Genomic DNA, 14,545 nt, shown 5'->3' on the forward strand with positions numbered 1-14,545 from the left:
CGGGGCCTTGGCTGTGACCAGGCCGCCCGGACAGGGACGCCGAGTCCCCGACGAACCGCAGCCCCGGCGCGACCGCGAGCCCCCGAGTCGGCCGGCACCGTCCGTTCGGGGGCGACGGCTCAGGTCAGCTCCTGAGGCGCGTCGAGGGGGTTCGGGCCACCCGGGGACCGGAGCCGGCCCCGGAGCCATGCCCGCAGGCCCTCAGAGGGCCTCTTTGGAAGGCGTGACCGGCGTCCCGGCCTTCCGGACCGGAGGCAGCACGGACCACGGGAAGTTGATCCAGTCATCGGTCCGCTTCCACACGTACTCGCACTTCACCAGCGACTGGGACTTCTCGTAGATCACCGCGGAGCGGACCTCGGCGACGGTCTCCACGCAGAAGTCGTGCACGAGTTTCAGCGTCTTGCCGGTGTCGGCCACGTCGTCGGCGATCAGGACCTTCTTGTCGGTGAAGTCGATCGCGTTGGGGACCGGGGCGAGCATCACGGGCATGTCGAGCGTGGTGCCCACACCGGTGTAGAACTCCACATTGACCAGGTGGATGTTCTTGCAGTCCAGGGCGTACGCGAGCCCGCCGGCCACGAACACTCCGCCGCGCGCGATGCTGAGCACGATGTCGGGCTCGTAGCCGTCGTCGGCGATGGTCTGGGCGAGTTCCCGGACGGCGCGTCCGAAGTCCTCGTAGGTCAGGTTCTCCCGTGCGTCGCTCGTCATGTCCCGCTCACACCTGCGTCCGGTGGAAGTTCAGGAAGGAACGGGACGGCGTGGGACCGCGCTGGCCCTGGTAGCGCGAACCGTACCGCTCGCTGCCGTAGGGGAACTCGGCCGGCGAGCTCAGCCGGAACATGCACAGCTGCCCGATCTTCATGCCCGGCCAGAGCTTGATCGGAAGGGTGGCGAGGTTCGACAGCTCGAGCGTGACGTGCCCGGAGAAGCCGGGGTCGATGAACCCGGCGGTGGAGTGGGTGACGAGCCCCAGCCGTCCGAGGGAGCTCTTGCCCTCGAGCCGCGAAGCGAGGTCATCGGGCAGGGTGATGACCTCGTAGGTCGAGGCCAGCACGAACTCCCCGGGATGCAGGATGAACGGCTCGTCGCCCTCGGGCTCGACGAGCCGCGTGAGGTCGACCTGCTCGACGGAGGGGTCGATGTGGGGGTACCTGTGGTTCTCGAACACCCGGAAGTAGCGGTCGAGCCGCACGTCGATGCTCGAGGGCTGCACCATGGTCGGATCGAACGGGTCGATCAGGACCCGCCCCTTGTCGATCTCGGTCCGGATGTCCTTGTCTGAGAGAAGCACGCCCTGAGAATACGCAAGGCGCGCGGAGCCACCACAATCGCGACGACTCCACGCGCCCGAACCGCTGGCCGCTGAGGCCTCTCCGCTCCTGCCGCTACTGCTTCTGCAAGGTCACCGGCACCGCGCTGCGGAGCCGGGCGCAGCGGGGACACCGGACGAGCCGGCCGGGGCCGAGGCGCTCGGCCTGCTGCATCGGGAACGAAGCGGTGCTGAACACGTGCCCTTCGGCACAACGGACGACGGTGCGCTCCATCAAGTCCTCAGAGTCCCTTCCCCAAGAGGCTTCGTCTCACTGCCGTGACGGACGACGAACGCCACATTACGGGATGAAAGGGACGGCCCTCCAGGCGGCACTCCGACCGCACACAACCCCACCGCTACCCCACCACCGTACGCCCCAACTCCGGCTGCCCGCAGCCACATCCACACCCCGCAACGACACCGGACCCCAGGGCGCGAGCACCGGGGGTCCGGGATGAGGTACAGTGAGCAGCGTTCCGGGACCGGATCTCCGGTCGGGACTTACGCGGGTGTAGTTTAATGGTAGAACATCAGCTTCCCAAGCTGAGAGCGCGAGTTCGATTCTCGTCACCCGCTCCACGACGAAGGCCCAGGTCACAGACCCGGGCCTTTTTGCTGTCCTCGGTGATCACTCGCCGCGTGCCAGATTCGTGCCAGAAGGCTTGTCGGGGGCCTTCCGAGCTGCGGCGGCTCGAGCCTTCCGGACGGTGGCGTCGAGGCCCGCGGCGACCTCCTCCTGGCGCTCCTCGTCGGAGTGCTGATAGATCAGCGCCGCCCTCTCCGAGGACTGCCCCGCGCGGACCATCGTGTCCTTGAGCGTGGCACCGGAGCGCGTCGACAGGGTGTGTCCGGTGTGACGAGGGGGCGCCGTCGCCGACCCCAGGTCCGTCGTGGCAGATGTCGGGGGCTCCCCTCCCGTACACCATCGACCCAGGCAGAGCCGAGCAGACGCGGCCCCTGGCGTCCAGGTCGTTCGTACAGTGGCGCGCTCCACCTGGACGCCAGGAACCACGCCCGCTCCACGGTGTGTGGGTCGACGGCGTACGGGATGGGAGCTGGGGTGAGTGGTGGGCTGAGGGAGATCAGTCTTCCGCTGCATCGCGTGAGGGTGGGAGCAAGAGGTCGCGCTGCGGGTGCCTCTCGCCCGTGACTCTCCCTTGGATGCCCAGGTCTTGCCGGGCCGCTTCATGGAAGGTGTTGATCGCTCGGAACGCGGCGCGATGCCGTTCCCGCCATTCGCTGAGAGTTCCGGTGATCTTCCCAGTCGCCTGCCAAGTGATCTCAGAGAGCAGTACGTTCAGCTCATGGCCGGCCTCGATCGCATCGTCACAGCCGAGGAGCATGACCCGCTCGAAGGCGGACCCCCATTGTCGGCTCGCTTGGAACAAGTCCGCGCGAATCTCCTCCTCAGACCTGTGATCTTCGGCCAGCCCCTCTTTGGCCTCGTACACCCGGACGCATGCGGCGATGCGCCACTTCACCGCATCCATGTACGCCGCATAGGCCTCGACCTTCTTGTCGTCCCACCGAGTCATGAGTTGGTAGCGGTTCTTGCTCCGCTCCATCAGGTGATTGGTGAAGTGAGTAGACAGCGCGCCAAGCAGGACGGCCGCTATCGTCACGAACTGCTCGCTTTCCCCCATCTGGCCCCCGTTCATGCCTCACGATGACCAGATGATCTTACGAGCGCTCGTTATCTGGCGTGCGGGAAAGGCCGAACGGGCTGTAAGGGCGCGACGGGCCGATCCGTGAAGAGGGCCCTGGCACCTGACATCAGCGGCTGACACCAACAGGCACGGACAGCGGCGGTCAGACCCGGCTCACAGCAGACGCCCGACGGCGGCCAGGAGCGAGTTGACCGATGCCACCAACTCCCCGTGATCGACCTGATAAGGATGAAGCCGCACCTCAAAGCCTGGGCCTCGTAAGGCGTGCACGTTTACAGTGACCAGAAGAGTAGCGCAAGTGCTACTGAAACGACCCCCACGCATGCAAATCCCAGGAAAGTCTTGTCATTTGCCCTTTTCAGATCTTTTTTGCGAATATCCCATTCAGAAAAAGAAATGAAGATAGTGATCAGTGCGACCAGGCCGAAGAAAGCGCCGACGAACCAGAACAAGACCCGCATATTTCCTCCAGAACCCCACCCCGAGGAAGAGGGTTCGTCCTCTCCCCCGTCTCTGTAGCCCCCTGAGGCTACCGGTGGTACGGCCGGGCGGACCTGTCACCCGGTCCGCCCGGCGCCTGTCCCGCCCACACTGGTCACCATCCTGCGGGAACACCTCGATACCCCGAACAGGGGTGCCAGCTGGCGCAGCGTGAGGTTGGTGCGCCAGTATGCGGCGACCAGCAGGACCCGATCCTCCAGCGGCAGACTCCACGGCCGGCCCGTGCGAACCGGGTCCGCGCCTTCGCGCCGCAACGCCGTGATCAGCTTGCCGAACTGTCGCGGGCTCAGTCCGCTGAACGGGGCTATCCAGGAAGGCTCCGACGCCGTGATCACACCGGTCACTGCGTGATCATCCCGGTGCTGCCCGGTGCCGGCGGACGGGCTCAGACTGCGGCGCTCGCGTCAGGTCCGGACGCGAAGGCCAGGATGTGGGGGACTGCCTCTCGAAGACTGACGAAGTGGCGATGCACATCCTCCACTGCGACGGTGGTGTTCACACCCCACACCGTCATCCCGGCCCGTAGCCCGGACCGCACTCCGGACGGGGCGTCCTCGATGACCAGGCAGTCTCCCGGACTGGCGCCGAGCTGCTCAGCTGCTCGCAGATAGGGGACGGGAGAGGGCTTGCCCTCCTCGACCGCGGCCGCGTCCACGATCACGTCCGGCACCGGCAAACCCGTTCGCAGGAAACGGCCGCGCACCCGGTGCTCGTAGTTCGAGGTCACCAGCGCCCAGGACTTCAGTGGCAGGCCGTGCAACAGCTCCGACGCGCCGTCGAAAGCCGAATAGACGCCGGAGCGGACGTCTTCGTCTTCCAGCTCGTGCAGTGCGGCCAGGCACTCACGCGGATCGTGGTCCGCAGCGATCTGGGCGAACGTCTCCATCGGCCGCGTCCGTAGAGCCACCTGGTAGACCTCGTCTGCGTCCAGCCCGTACCGTTCCGCCCAGGTTCCCCAAACCCGACGCTGGTTGCTCACCGCGTCGATCAGCGTGCCGTCGACGTCGAACAGCACATACTTCATGCGGCCCTGCCGCCCAGGTTCACTGGTCACGCGTCGATCATGCCAGGCAACGAGCAGGCCATTGCGGGACAGCTCTTAGGTCAGCGGCCGAGCCAGACGCACTTACTCGCAGCTTCTCAAGCTGATCACCAGGGCATGGATCTGGGCAACTGCCTAACCAGTAGCCCCAACTAGCGCCCCTACACGTTCCAACCGCGGCAGACTGCATTCATGGGGTGTTGTGCTGGTATAACAGGGCCCGCAGGTCAACCCCGCAGCGGGCCGGGCACTAAATCACCTCAGCTTCCCAAGCTGAGAGCGCGAGTTCGATTCTCGTCACCCGCTCCATGCGAAACCCCCAGGTCATGGACCCGGGGGTTCTTTGTTGTCTAGACCGGTCGGCGGCGAGCACACCACAACCGCACCATAAGGCCGCTGTCAGCTACCGGTGGGCTTCTGGTTGTGGTGCGCGCGATCGCCGCTGTGGTTCTTCGCACGCTCGGCGCGGACCATGTCGTCGAGCCCGGCCGCCACGTCCCGCTGCCGCTCCTCGTCGGAGTGCTGGTAGATCAGCGCAGCCTTCTCAGAGGACTGGCCCGCCCGAACCATCGTGTCCTTCAGCGTGGCACCCGAGCGGGTCGAAAGAGTGTGCCCGGTGTGACGAAGGTCGTAGAACCGGAATCCGTCCGGAAGACCGACGGCAGCACGGGCACGCTTCCACTTCCGGCCGAAGGAGGTCCTACGGAACGGCGCTCCTTTCTCGCCGACGAAGACCAGGCCGTCAGGCCCCTTCTCGGCGAACCAGGCGAGATGCTGCTTCACCTCCCTGTGAAGAAACGCCGGGAGGACGACAGGTCGCACGCCTGCGCCCGACTTGGTCTCGCCAGGTGCACGCTTGCCGTTCGTCCGCTCCGGCTCGGCGACGCGGACGCGGATCACCATGTTGTCGACGTCGACGTCACGGCGGCGAAGGCCGGCCAGCTCTTCAGGCCGCATCGGGCCGTACGCACCGAGGTAGACCATGAGGCGCCAGCGGATACCGATCGCATCGGCGAGGGCATCGACCTGGGTCACGGTGGCGATACGGCGTTCGGCGGCCGACTCCTTGCCCGCTCCCTTGATTCGGCACGGATTGCGGCTGATCGGGTCGTCATCGACAGCCGTCTCGAGGATGCCCTTGAGGAGGCGGTACGCCTTGGCGACAGTGGTCTTGGCCTGCGTGGTGCGAAGCCGCTCGGCGCGCCACTCACGGACGCGAGGAGCGGTGATCTCGTCGAGGTCGAGGCCGCCGAAGGTGGGAAGGCTATAGAGCCGGAGTAGGTGCTTGTACAGGTCCTCAGTGCGAACGGCCAACTCACGCTCTTCGACCCATTTCTCAGCGTAGACGCGGAAGTTGACCGCCCCAGCATCGGGAGCGCGCCAGTCACCGCGGCTGAGGTCCGCCTCTACTTGGGACAGCCAGACCTCCGCATCCTTCTTCGTCTCGAAGGTCTCGTCCGCACGGATGCGCCCACCGTCCCTGCTGCCCGAACGGCCATCACCAAGGCCCCCGGAGGCGGCGAGGTCGCCGGTCGCTCACCAGTCGACCGCGGCGAACAGGGCCTGAAACGCTCGGGCATGAAGGATGGACACGGCATTCCACTGGGTCGTGTCCTGCCTGGCGCCAACCGACATGGCTCCCCTCTGCTCGCCCCGACCCTGGACCGCCTGGACGACCTGGGACCGTTACCCCACGACATCACGCCTATCCGCGCGGCCTCTAAGGAGACTTGCACCCATCCGACCATGAACGCACGCCTATCCGTGCGGCCTGTGAGCTCAGAGATGTGCGATCCACGGCTTCGCTGATCAAGACGAAGCCCTCATCCTCCGCGGCGGCTGCCCGAGGACCTACCCCACGGCCCGATCAGCGACAATGACGCAGAGTAGTCCACTAATGGGCGAACTGTAACCCTTTGCCGTAGAGTCCCTTTTTGGCACAGGATGGCGCGTCGACCCCCTGGCCCTGCATCGTTCGTCCGTCTCGCACCCTGCGCATATAGCGGTCAGGGCGTCTCAGGACTCAGCTCGAGAGGATCTTGCAATGCACATCCGTCTCGTTGTTCCCGCCATAGCGGTCCTCGCAGTGATGGGGACCGCCGCCCCGGCGGCGATGGCCGCCTCTTCCTCCGCTACATCGGCCGCGGGCTCAGACAGTCGGCAACTGATGATCGACGCCGCCAAGACCGAGTCGGCGGCCTCCCTGCAGTACGCCGGCTACGCCGACGGTGCACTGCGGAGCGGTCGGCCGGACCTGGCCGACGTCTGGCAGTCGGTGGGTCTGGTCGAGCACCAGGACCACTGGATGCATGAGGTGACCGAGGCGGGGCTGTACAGCGCCACCGACAACGTCGCCAACCTGCGGACGGCGATTGAGCAGGCCCAGCAGGCCGCGAAGGCCTACACCGGCTGGGCGGCGCAGGCCCCCGAGAACTCCGCGGCGGCTGCCGAGCTGCGCGCCGTCGCCGCGCGGCAGACCGCCGCCGCCGGCCTGCTCACCCAGGCGCTCTCAGCCCTGCAGGGCAAGGGCCAGGTCCCTGCCGCTCCCTCCGTCAGCACGGTTCCCATCCAGGTCAGCAACGCCCCGCACCACACCGGGAGCTTCTACAACGCTCTGACCCACGACGCGAACTCCGCGCTGACGACAGCGGCATGGAACTGGGCGGAGTACCAAGCCCTCGCCCAGACCGCGGTGAACACCGGGCAGGCGAGGTTGGCCGCGCTGTTCGCCGCTCTTGCGGCGCAAGAGAGCCACGAGAACTGGCCCGGGCTGTCCAACGCGGCCGGTTACGTCAATTCCGACGCCACCAACCTCAAGACATCGATCGCCTCGGAACAGGAGGCGAGCAACATGTACGCGCGGTACGCGGACGAGGCCCAGAAAGCAGGCGATACGGCCGCAGCGGACTTCTTCCGCGAGGCCGGGGGCGACGAGATGCACCACGAGCGGACCTTCCAGCAGCTCACCGGCCAGAGGTGACTCGCCCGAGCGGGCACAGGTCTCCTCGGTGATCACGGAGTGTCGCAACTCCACCAAGGCCTGTGCCCGTCCTGCCGTCGGGGTCCCCACCGCGCCTATCTGCGCGACCTCTAAGCAACCGGGGCTCTGCCGCGCTCCGTCTCATCCTGCATGAGCAGCGAAAGCAGAGAGGCCACGGTGAGGCCGGCCTCTGCCGGGTGGCGCAGCACCTTGTTGGGCTCGATGTGATAGGTGTTCGTGCGCCCATCACGGGTGTGGGAGAGGTAACCGCCCTGCTCAAGGTCGGAGATGATGCGCTGGACGGCGCGCTCCGTGAGCCGGCAGCGGGCAGCTATGTCTCGGATCCGGACGTTCGGGTTATCGGCGATGGCTGCCAGCACACGCGCGTGGCTGGTGATGAACGTCCATCCGCTGTGAGGTTCGGGCACTCCAACCATGACCCGCATTTTAGGGGGCCGCCATTGCCGAACCCAGATACGTGACATATTTTTCAGGTAATCTCTGACGTGCTCCGCGGTGAGCGCCACGGAAGGAGCCCCGAAGGTGTCCCAGGATGAGGCTGTCATGCCAAGACTTATGAGCAACACAGGCGGGGAGCAGGGGTCGGACCAGGCCGGCGAACATGCCCCGGAAGCTGCGTTGGATCAGTACGAATGGCGCGGTGCCTGGGTCATCGCCGCTCACGGCTCCTACGACATGGATACGATCCCGCCTCTGGCCCACGCACTGGACGCCGCCGCCAGGAAGCATCGCAAGGTGGTCCTGGACACCTCCGATGTCGTCTTCGCGGATTCCTCGTTCCTCAATCTGTTGATCCATATCCACCAAGTGGGCACCCTCCGCGTGGCCGCGCCGCCATGGCAGCTTCAGCGGCTGTTTGCGATCACCGGAGCCGACACCGTCCTGGCGATACGAGAGACGATGGATGCCGCCGCCGCCTCCTGAGCCCCTCACTGAAGACCCTGAGTGCGCACCCACTGATGCAGCGCCGTTTGGAAGTTGCGGATCAACATGCAAGACCGCTCTGACTCCGACCGCGAGATTCTCGACCTGCGGAAGCAGATCGAGCAACTGAAGCAGGCGCTCGACTCGCACGCCCTCATTGACCAGGCGATCGGCGTGGTGATCGCCTACGGCGGCGTACAGCCCGCACGAGGGTGGGCGATCCTCAAGCAGGTGTCGCAGCACACGAACATCAAACTGCGGGAGGTGGCAGACCACGTCGTGCAGTGGCCGCAGAGTGCGTGCCTGCCTCCGGAGATTCGTAGCGCTCTGGATGCCGCGTTGGAGAGCCAGAAGCCTTCCCGGCGCGCTGCACCGCACTTGGCCGTGGATTAGACACCGTGCAGCAGTCAGTACGCGCTGATCTGTTTTGCACTGGTCAGCTCGTTCGCCGACAGGCGCCCGCTGTGTAGTACGCCATGCGAGTGCGGAGCGCGGCCAGGGCCGCAGTCTCCTCCCCACGGGCCGGACAGATACTGATCCGTGTATCAGTCATGCGGACGAAGATGACCCACCCGTGGTCAGCGAGTTCCGCCCGCAGTGGAACCCAAGCGCCGCACCACAAGCGCACCAGATCAGGCGGGGAACAGCGGGGAACCACGGTAAAAGCAGCCGCGCCGGAACGGGCCGCAACCCAGCCGTTCGCCCAGGTCAGCGACCTGGGGGGGCACGCTTGGCCGCGACCGCCTCCGGGTCGGCCGGACCGTGCACCTTGTCGAAGTCGGCAATCAGCTCGTCCAGGTTGTCCCGCTCGATCTGCCGCTGGGCCGCCTTCTCCAGGTACGCCGAGACACCCCGCTTGCCGACCCGTTCACGGATCGCCTGCAGGGTGCCGGCGGTCGGCGTGACGGAGATACCGCTGGTGGGGCCGTCACCGGGGAGGAAGTCCACGTCGCCGTCAGCCATGGCTCCCGGTATGCCATTGGAAATGGCATTGCAGGTGATGTGGTCGGTCTCCGATCTGTCGTGGAGGGGCACAGCGCTGAGGGGCGCGGGGCTTCGGCTTGGCGCTCGGCCCGAGCCCCGCGCCCGTGATGGCGGGGCGGCTACGCCTCGTGCGCCTGCTGCCGTCCCGCACCTGACTCGCGCAGCTGCTGCCGCACCTCGGCGTCGATACCCTGCGCCAGCTTGCGCTGGTGCTTCGCCGTCGCGTGCTGGTAGATCAGCTGGGCGCGCTCGGATGGGGCCGCATTCGCGCTTCCGCCTACCTGAGCGCTGCACCGCCCGAGTTGTGATAGGCGATCGTCTTCCTGATCAGGTTTCCGCCGTCGGACTCGACCGTCGTCTGCTCCTCCTGCCCTGCGCCGAAGAGGAGGCCGGCGACATGGGCGTTCGCGACCTGGTCCATGTGCGCGAAGAACCAGTCCACCTTGTCGTCCTTGTAATGGTTGCGGGTGTTGTTCTGCGCCATGTTGCCCACGGGGATCTGCCACAGGACCACCGGCTTGCCCACGGACTCGGCCATCGTCTTGTAGAACTTCAGCGCGGCGGCGGCCTTCTGGTCGGTCCAGAAGTTGTCACGGCCGCCGTGGGCCGGCTGTGCGTACCAGCCTGCGTCGCGGTCCGACACATCGGTGACCAGGAAGTCGGCGTTCTGTCCCCCGAGCTTTGCGTAGTCCTCGACGCATGCCTGTGTGTCTGTCTGCCAGTCCCAGCAGGTGAGGTGGAGCCCCACAGCGGTGTTCGGCGCGTATTTGCGCGCCATCGACATCAGGCAGCGGGAGAGTCCGGCGGCGCTGTTCTCCTGCGATCCGCAATCGGTCGGATCTGCGGCCGAGACCTGCGCGGCAACCTTGTGCGGATCGCCGAGCGACCGGACGTAGCCCCAGAAGTCGGGTTCAAGGTCGATCATGTCGTGCGACTTGCCGATCTTCTGGAGGAAGAAACGGTAGTCGTTCAGGTACCGGGTGAGCAGGTCGACCCTGTTGATGGCCTTGACCTCGCCCGGGCCGTCGCCCTCGCCCGCGAGATCACCGAGGTCGCGCAACGAGTACCAGGTCCAGAGGAACTTCTGCGGGCGCGGGCTGCCCTGGTAAGTCGCCTGGGCCGCATGGGCGTCCGACCAGGTCACGTAGTTGCCGGGCGCCGTGGTGCTGCCGCCCCAGCAGCCCCACCAGCTCGACCACGCGTCCTGGCAGCGCGACGCCGAATAGTAGGCCGACGAGGGCGCGGGCCGGCTGTGCACATAGGCGTATCGCACATCGAACGGCGCGGCGGTCGCCGAGGCGTCAGACATCGAGCCGCCGATGAACACCGTGCTGCTACCCATGAAACGTGTCGTCGAGCTGCCGCCACCGGCCGCAGGAGACGACGGCGACGACGGGCGCGTGCCGCTCGGAGCCTGGCTTTGGGGAAAGCTCCCGCCCGGCGCCGTGGGCGTGCCGGCGCTGCCGACACTCCCGGCCGGGACGAGTTGCCATTGCTGAGCGGCGCCGCCCCGGTCGCGGTACTGGACGACTTCGCCCCCGTCGGCCTTGGTGGCGTTGTGGACCTCGACGGCCATGCCACTGAAGCGATTGATCAAACGTACGTAGCCATCCGGCGACTTGGCCAGTTTGAACTGCTGGTTGGTGCCGTTCAGGTCTCTCCACTGCACGATGGCGGAGCCGGCGGTCTTCGACCAGCCGAGGTCGTCCAGCACCTTGCCAGAGTTCCGGTTCTGCAGCCGGTAGTACCCGTCACCCGCGCCGATGAACCGCCACTGCTGGTTGGCCCCGCCGGTGCGCGCCCACTGCACCACCGCCGCGCCGTCGTTCATGGCGAAGGCTCGGTCATCCAGCACCTTGCCGCTGTTGCGGTTGACCAGCACGTACCACTTCTTCAGATCCACGGTTTCCGCGGAGGCAGTGTTGACCACAACAGCGGAGCCGGCCACGACGACCATGACGAGGACCGCCCAGAAACCCCGACGCGCGAACAACCGACGGCTACGGTGCATCGGGCGTCTACCGGGGGCGTGGCCGTCGGTACGGCGGCCGCCGGCGCGGGACGCCACCGATGACGCGGGCGGGCTGGGGACATGTCTGTGCTCTCGTTCAAGGGACATGTCTGTGCTCTCTTTCAGCCGTTGCATCTGACCGGACAACACTGAGTGGTCCGAGAGGCCGAAAAGGTTGCCGTGTAGATCCACAAATTCCTTCCGCCTTGACCGCTTCCCCTCCGCCGCGGAGCGCGGCACGGCGAACGCCGACGGTGGCGAACGGATGATGGCTGCTCCCGTTCCTGCCGCGAGGCATCCGCGAGCATCGGGCGGGTTGTGCTCAGGCGGGCCGGGTGGGGGCCCGTAGTTCGATCTTGTATCCGCCCTGTGGAGTGGGTTCGGCGGTGAGGGTGCCGCCGAGCAGTTCGGCGCGTTCTTTCAGGCCGATCAGGCCGTGCCGGGCGCTGGGCAGGGCGACGGACGGGCGGTTGGGGGCGGTGTTGGTGACGGTGACGCCGAAGTACTGCGCGTCGTGCCGCAGGCGTACCTCGGCGCGGGCGCCGGGGGCGTGCTTGCGTACGTTGGTGAGGGCTTCCTGGACCGTGCGGTAGACGGTGCGTTGGGCGGTTGTGCTGATGCCGGGCGGGAGCCCGCCGGTCAAGGTGGTCTCGATGCCGCTGTTGGCGATCAGCTGCTGGAGGTCGGCGAGGGTGGGCTGGGGGGTGAGTTCGGTTTCCTTGCCGCCGGAGGCGCGCAGCAGGGTGACCATGTGGCGGAGTTCGTCGAGGGTGTTCACGCTCAGGGTGCGGATGATGCGGGCGGCGTCGCGGGCGTCGGGGTCCTTGGCGGCGACCTGCAGGGCTCCGGCCTGTACGGCGATGAGGCTGACCTGGTGGGAGACGACGTCGTGCATCTCGCGGGCCAGTTGGGCGCGTTCACGGGCGAGGACGGTCTGGGCGTACAGGGCGCGTTCGTGTTCGCGGGCCTCCTCGACCTCGACGAGCTGGCGGGCCACGTCGTGTCGGGCCCGCGCATCCGGCGACTGTCGGGTCCGCTCCCGCCGAGTGGCTGGAGAAGACGGTACGGGCACGGCCGACGAGCCCCGGGTCAGGGCGCCGCCGTGGACCCACACCATCACCGGCAGCCGGGCACTGCTCCTCGTGATCCCGTCGCCCTCCTCATCCCAGCGCACCGTTCACCGAAGGTCACTCCGCCGATCAGCGGGATCCGCCCCGCCGACAGGCTGGACCCCACTGTCCTGACGGGAGCCGACCCGGCAGACGAAGAACCTGCTGGTCACTGTTTCCCGGACAGAGCGGCTCGCCCGCAGAACCAGCACGTCAGAGTGCGGAACGTGATCTTCCGTCCGGGGCGTCGTAGTGCTTCGGTCCGTACCCGCGATGAAAGTCCGCGAAAGAGAGGAACCCCAGCCGACGCACGGCTGGGGTTCCTTGAGGTGGTGCTTATCGGTCAGCAGGTGGAGGTGCCCACGCCGTGAACCGCTCGTCCACGCGCCGGCGGACCGCACCCGATCGCGATCACCGTGGATCAGGCAGGTCAGCGTTGCAGGGTAAGAAGGCCCGGCCGCCACGGCAGTTGGTCGTAGGGGCCGCCCGCGGTCGGGGGCTTGCCCTGGTAGAGGAACTGCAGGTTGCAGGGGTCGATGGTCATGGTCTGGTCGGGGTTGTTGCGGACCAGGTCACCGTGACTGATGTCGTTGGTCCAGGTGGCACCGCTGTTGGCCTTGCCCGCGAAGGGGTTGCTCTCGGTGGCGGCCTGCGGGGTCCACGAGCCGCTCAGGCTGGAGGCCGTGAACGAGCGGAAGTAGCGCTGCTCATTCGCACCCCGCGCCTCGACGATCATGAGGTACTGGTTCTGGCCCTGGACCTTGTAGACCTGCGGGGCCTCGAACAGGTTTTTCGTCGAGTCGCTCATGACCGTCGTGTACGACGAGCCGAAGTTGCCCGGGAAGTTCCCGATCGGCATGCTCGCCCGGTAGATCTTGCCGTTGTCACCGGCGAAGAACAGGTACATGTTCTGGCCGTCGGCGATCAGGGTCTGGTCGATCGGGGCGGCGCCCGGGATGCTGCCGGTGAACAGCGGCTGCGGCGCGGACCAGCCGTTGGGGTTGGTGGGGTCGCTCGACGTGCGGTAGACGAAGGGCGAGGCACCCCACTGGGACGCCAGGACCCAGATCTTCTTGGGCGCGAAGTAGAACAGCGTGGGCGCCACCGCGGACTGGCTCATCCCGCTCTGGCCGGCCGACGCCATGTCCGACCAGTTCCTGAAGGGACTGAACATCATCGAGCCGTACGACGATCCCGACACGTTCGACGCGTAGACCAGGTGCTTGCCGTTGTACACCACGTCGGTGAAGTCCTTCACCGCGGCCCACCCGTTCGCCGGCTGCGCCAACGCACCCGTCGACGTCCACCGGTACGTCGACGGAAGAGCACACGTGCCGCCCGCCGTCGCGAGCGGCCTGAAGTTCCAGTGCTGGTTGGCGCCGCCGCCGTTGGAGTCCCAGATCCGTACGGGAGTGCCGTTGGCGGTCCGACCGCCGGGGATCTCCAGCGCCCGGCCGCTGGCGACGTTGGTCAGCGTGTAGGAGCCGTCGCTGTTCCGGCCGGCCCGCCAGTGCTGGTTGGCGCCGCCGTTGGAGTCCCGGACCTTGATCCTCGTCCCGTTGCCCGTCTGGTTGCCCGGCTCGTCCAGTACCCGGCCGCTGGCGACGTTGGTCAGCGTGTAGGAGCCGTCGCTGTTCCGGCCGGCCCGCCACTGCTGGTTGGGGGCACCGCCGGCGTCCCACACCTGGAGCGGGGTGCCGTTGCCGTTCTGTCCCGCGGGCTCGTCGAGAACGCGTCCGGCGGCCACGTCGGAGAGCGTGTAGACCGTGCCGGAGCTGATGCCCCCGCCCGGCGTGCCGCCGCTGCTGCTGCCGCCGCCCAGGGCGGTGAGCACCGCGCTGTAGGCGGGCTTCTTGTTGCCGCCCGCGTCGAACAGCAGCGGGTTCTCACCGGTGCGCCAGGAGTCGCTGTCGCGGATGCCCCACACGGTGATGCCGGTGCAGCGGGCGACGTTCATGCACGCCTGGACGGTGTTGGCGTACGCCGTC

Annotated in this window: 12 protein-coding genes, 1 tRNA gene and 6 pseudogenes; 5 read left to right on the forward strand and 14 right to left on the reverse strand. The window is 67.1% G+C overall.

The window, feature by feature from the left end:
• Positions 1-201: 201 nt before the first annotated feature.
• Both ACZ7L1_RS33365 and dcd read right to left on the reverse strand, forming a co-directional pair.
• A complete protein-coding gene (locus ACZ7L1_RS33365; RefSeq protein WP_471442608.1) occupies positions 202-714 on the reverse strand; it encodes a phosphoribosyltransferase in 513 nt (170 codons plus the stop codon).
• A 7-nt stretch (positions 715-721) separates the two neighbouring features.
• Positions 722-1,297, reverse strand: a complete 576-nt coding sequence (gene dcd / locus ACZ7L1_RS33370) for a dCTP deaminase (RefSeq protein ID WP_471442610.1) — start codon at positions 1,295-1,297, stop codon at positions 722-724.
• Positions 1,298-1,823: 526 nt separating this feature from the next.
• On the opposite strand from dcd, the gene ACZ7L1_RS33375 reads away from it, so the two are divergent.
• Positions 1,824-1,897 (forward strand) — tRNA-Gly (locus ACZ7L1_RS33375).
• Between the two features lie 49 nt (positions 1,898-1,946).
• Here ACZ7L1_RS33375 and ACZ7L1_RS33380 read toward each other — a convergent pair.
• The 6 genes and pseudogenes from ACZ7L1_RS33380 to ACZ7L1_RS33405 all read right to left on the reverse strand — a co-directional run.
• Positions 1,947-2,177 (reverse strand): annotated as a pseudogene (locus tag ACZ7L1_RS33380) (tyrosine-type recombinase/integrase); the annotation flags it as partial.
• A gap of 223 nt (positions 2,178-2,400) precedes the next feature.
• Positions 2,401-2,961, reverse strand: a complete 561-nt coding sequence (locus ACZ7L1_RS33385) for a hypothetical protein (protein WP_471442612.1) — start codon at positions 2,959-2,961, stop codon at positions 2,401-2,403.
• 296 nt (positions 2,962-3,257) lie between these two features.
• Positions 3,258-3,437: a hypothetical protein gene (locus ACZ7L1_RS33390; protein WP_471442614.1), complete on the reverse strand. Its 180-nt coding sequence runs from the start codon at positions 3,435-3,437 to the stop codon at positions 3,258-3,260.
• Between the two features lie 132 nt (positions 3,438-3,569).
• Positions 3,570-3,830 (reverse strand): annotated as a pseudogene (locus ACZ7L1_RS33395) (helix-turn-helix domain-containing protein); the annotation flags it as partial.
• 41 nt (positions 3,831-3,871) lie between these two features.
• The gene (locus ACZ7L1_RS33400; protein WP_471442616.1) at positions 3,872-4,540 is read right to left on the reverse strand and encodes an HAD family hydrolase; all 669 of its coding nucleotides are present in this window, start codon (positions 4,538-4,540) and stop codon (positions 3,872-3,874) included.
• Positions 4,541-4,927: 387 nt separating this feature from the next.
• Positions 4,928-6,007: pseudogene (locus tag ACZ7L1_RS33405) on the reverse strand (tyrosine-type recombinase/integrase); the annotation flags it as partial.
• Positions 6,008-6,025: 18 nt separating this feature from the next.
• Between ACZ7L1_RS33405 and ACZ7L1_RS33410 the strand changes: the two are divergent.
• Together ACZ7L1_RS33410 and ACZ7L1_RS33415 are read left to right on the forward strand one after the other, a co-directional pair.
• A pseudogene (locus ACZ7L1_RS33410) lies at positions 6,026-6,232 on the forward strand (IS5/IS1182 family transposase); the annotation flags it as partial.
• A 340-nt stretch (positions 6,233-6,572) separates the two neighbouring features.
• Positions 6,573-7,508: a ferritin family protein gene (locus tag ACZ7L1_RS33415; protein ID WP_471442618.1), complete on the forward strand. Its 936-nt coding sequence runs from the start codon at positions 6,573-6,575 to the stop codon at positions 7,506-7,508.
• A 110-nt stretch (positions 7,509-7,618) separates the two neighbouring features.
• Here ACZ7L1_RS33415 and ACZ7L1_RS33420 read toward each other — a convergent pair whose 3' ends face one another.
• Positions 7,619-7,945 (reverse strand): MarR family transcriptional regulator, encoded by a 327-nt coding sequence (locus ACZ7L1_RS33420; RefSeq protein WP_471442620.1) that lies wholly within the window; start codon positions 7,943-7,945, stop codon positions 7,619-7,621.
• 139 nt (positions 7,946-8,084) lie between these two features.
• On the opposite strand from ACZ7L1_RS33420, the gene ACZ7L1_RS33425 reads away from it, so the two are divergent.
• Positions 8,085-8,453, forward strand: coding sequence for an STAS domain-containing protein (locus ACZ7L1_RS33425; protein WP_471442622.1), 369 nt, complete (start codon positions 8,085-8,087; stop codon positions 8,451-8,453).
• Between the two features lie 54 nt (positions 8,454-8,507).
• Complete coding sequence (locus ACZ7L1_RS33430; protein WP_471442624.1) at positions 8,508-8,846, forward strand: ANTAR domain-containing protein; 339 nt, start codon at positions 8,508-8,510, stop codon at positions 8,844-8,846.
• Positions 8,847-9,161: 315 nt separating this feature from the next.
• Here the strand turns inward: ACZ7L1_RS33430 and ACZ7L1_RS33435 are convergent, their stop codons facing one another.
• The 5 genes and pseudogenes from ACZ7L1_RS33435 to ACZ7L1_RS33455 form a co-directional block, all read right to left on the reverse strand.
• Positions 9,162-9,416 (reverse strand): hypothetical protein, encoded by a 255-nt coding sequence (locus ACZ7L1_RS33435; RefSeq protein ID WP_471442626.1) that lies wholly within the window; start codon positions 9,414-9,416, stop codon positions 9,162-9,164.
• A gap of 140 nt (positions 9,417-9,556) precedes the next feature.
• Positions 9,557-9,691: pseudogene (locus ACZ7L1_RS33440) on the reverse strand (tyrosine-type recombinase/integrase); the annotation flags it as partial.
• A gap of 23 nt (positions 9,692-9,714) precedes the next feature.
• Positions 9,715-11,394, reverse strand: a complete 1,680-nt coding sequence (locus ACZ7L1_RS33445) for an RICIN domain-containing protein (RefSeq protein WP_471442628.1) — start codon at positions 11,392-11,394, stop codon at positions 9,715-9,717.
• 376 nt (positions 11,395-11,770) lie between these two features.
• Positions 11,771-12,460: pseudogene (locus ACZ7L1_RS33450) on the reverse strand (sensor histidine kinase); the annotation flags it as partial.
• Between the two features lie 527 nt (positions 12,461-12,987).
• On the reverse strand, positions 12,988-14,545 hold a 1,558-nt coding region (locus ACZ7L1_RS33455), incomplete at its 5' end, for a non-reducing end alpha-L-arabinofuranosidase family hydrolase (RefSeq protein WP_471442630.1).

The organism is Streptomyces sp. NPDC107546 (genome assembly GCF_055639175.1).

What these genes read in the sequence shown, in the direction of transcription:
- ACZ7L1_RS33385 (WP_471442612.1), bottom strand. Translation starts at nt 2,961, where the DNA reads ATGGGGGAAAGCGAGCAGTTCGTGACGATAGCGGCCGTCCTGCTTGGC.
- ACZ7L1_RS33435 (WP_471442626.1), bottom strand. Translation starts at nt 9,416, where the DNA reads ATGGCTGACGGCGACGTGGACTTCCTCCCCGGTGACGGCCCCACCAGC.
- ACZ7L1_RS33415 (WP_471442618.1), top strand. Translation starts at nt 6,573, where the DNA reads ATGCACATCCGTCTCGTTGTTCCCGCCATAGCGGTCCTCGCAGTGATG.
- ACZ7L1_RS33445 (WP_471442628.1), bottom strand. Translation starts at nt 11,394, where the DNA reads ATGGTCGTCGTGGCCGGCTCCGCTGTTGTGGTCAACACTGCCTCCGCG.
- ACZ7L1_RS33420 (WP_471442620.1), bottom strand. Translation starts at nt 7,945, where the DNA reads ATGGTTGGAGTGCCCGAACCTCACAGCGGATGGACGTTCATCACCAGC.
- ACZ7L1_RS33425 (WP_471442622.1), top strand. Translation starts at nt 8,085, where the DNA reads ATGAGCAACACAGGCGGGGAGCAGGGGTCGGACCAGGCCGGCGAACAT.
- ACZ7L1_RS33365 (WP_471442608.1), bottom strand. Translation starts at nt 714, where the DNA reads ATGACGAGCGACGCACGGGAGAACCTGACCTACGAGGACTTCGGACGC.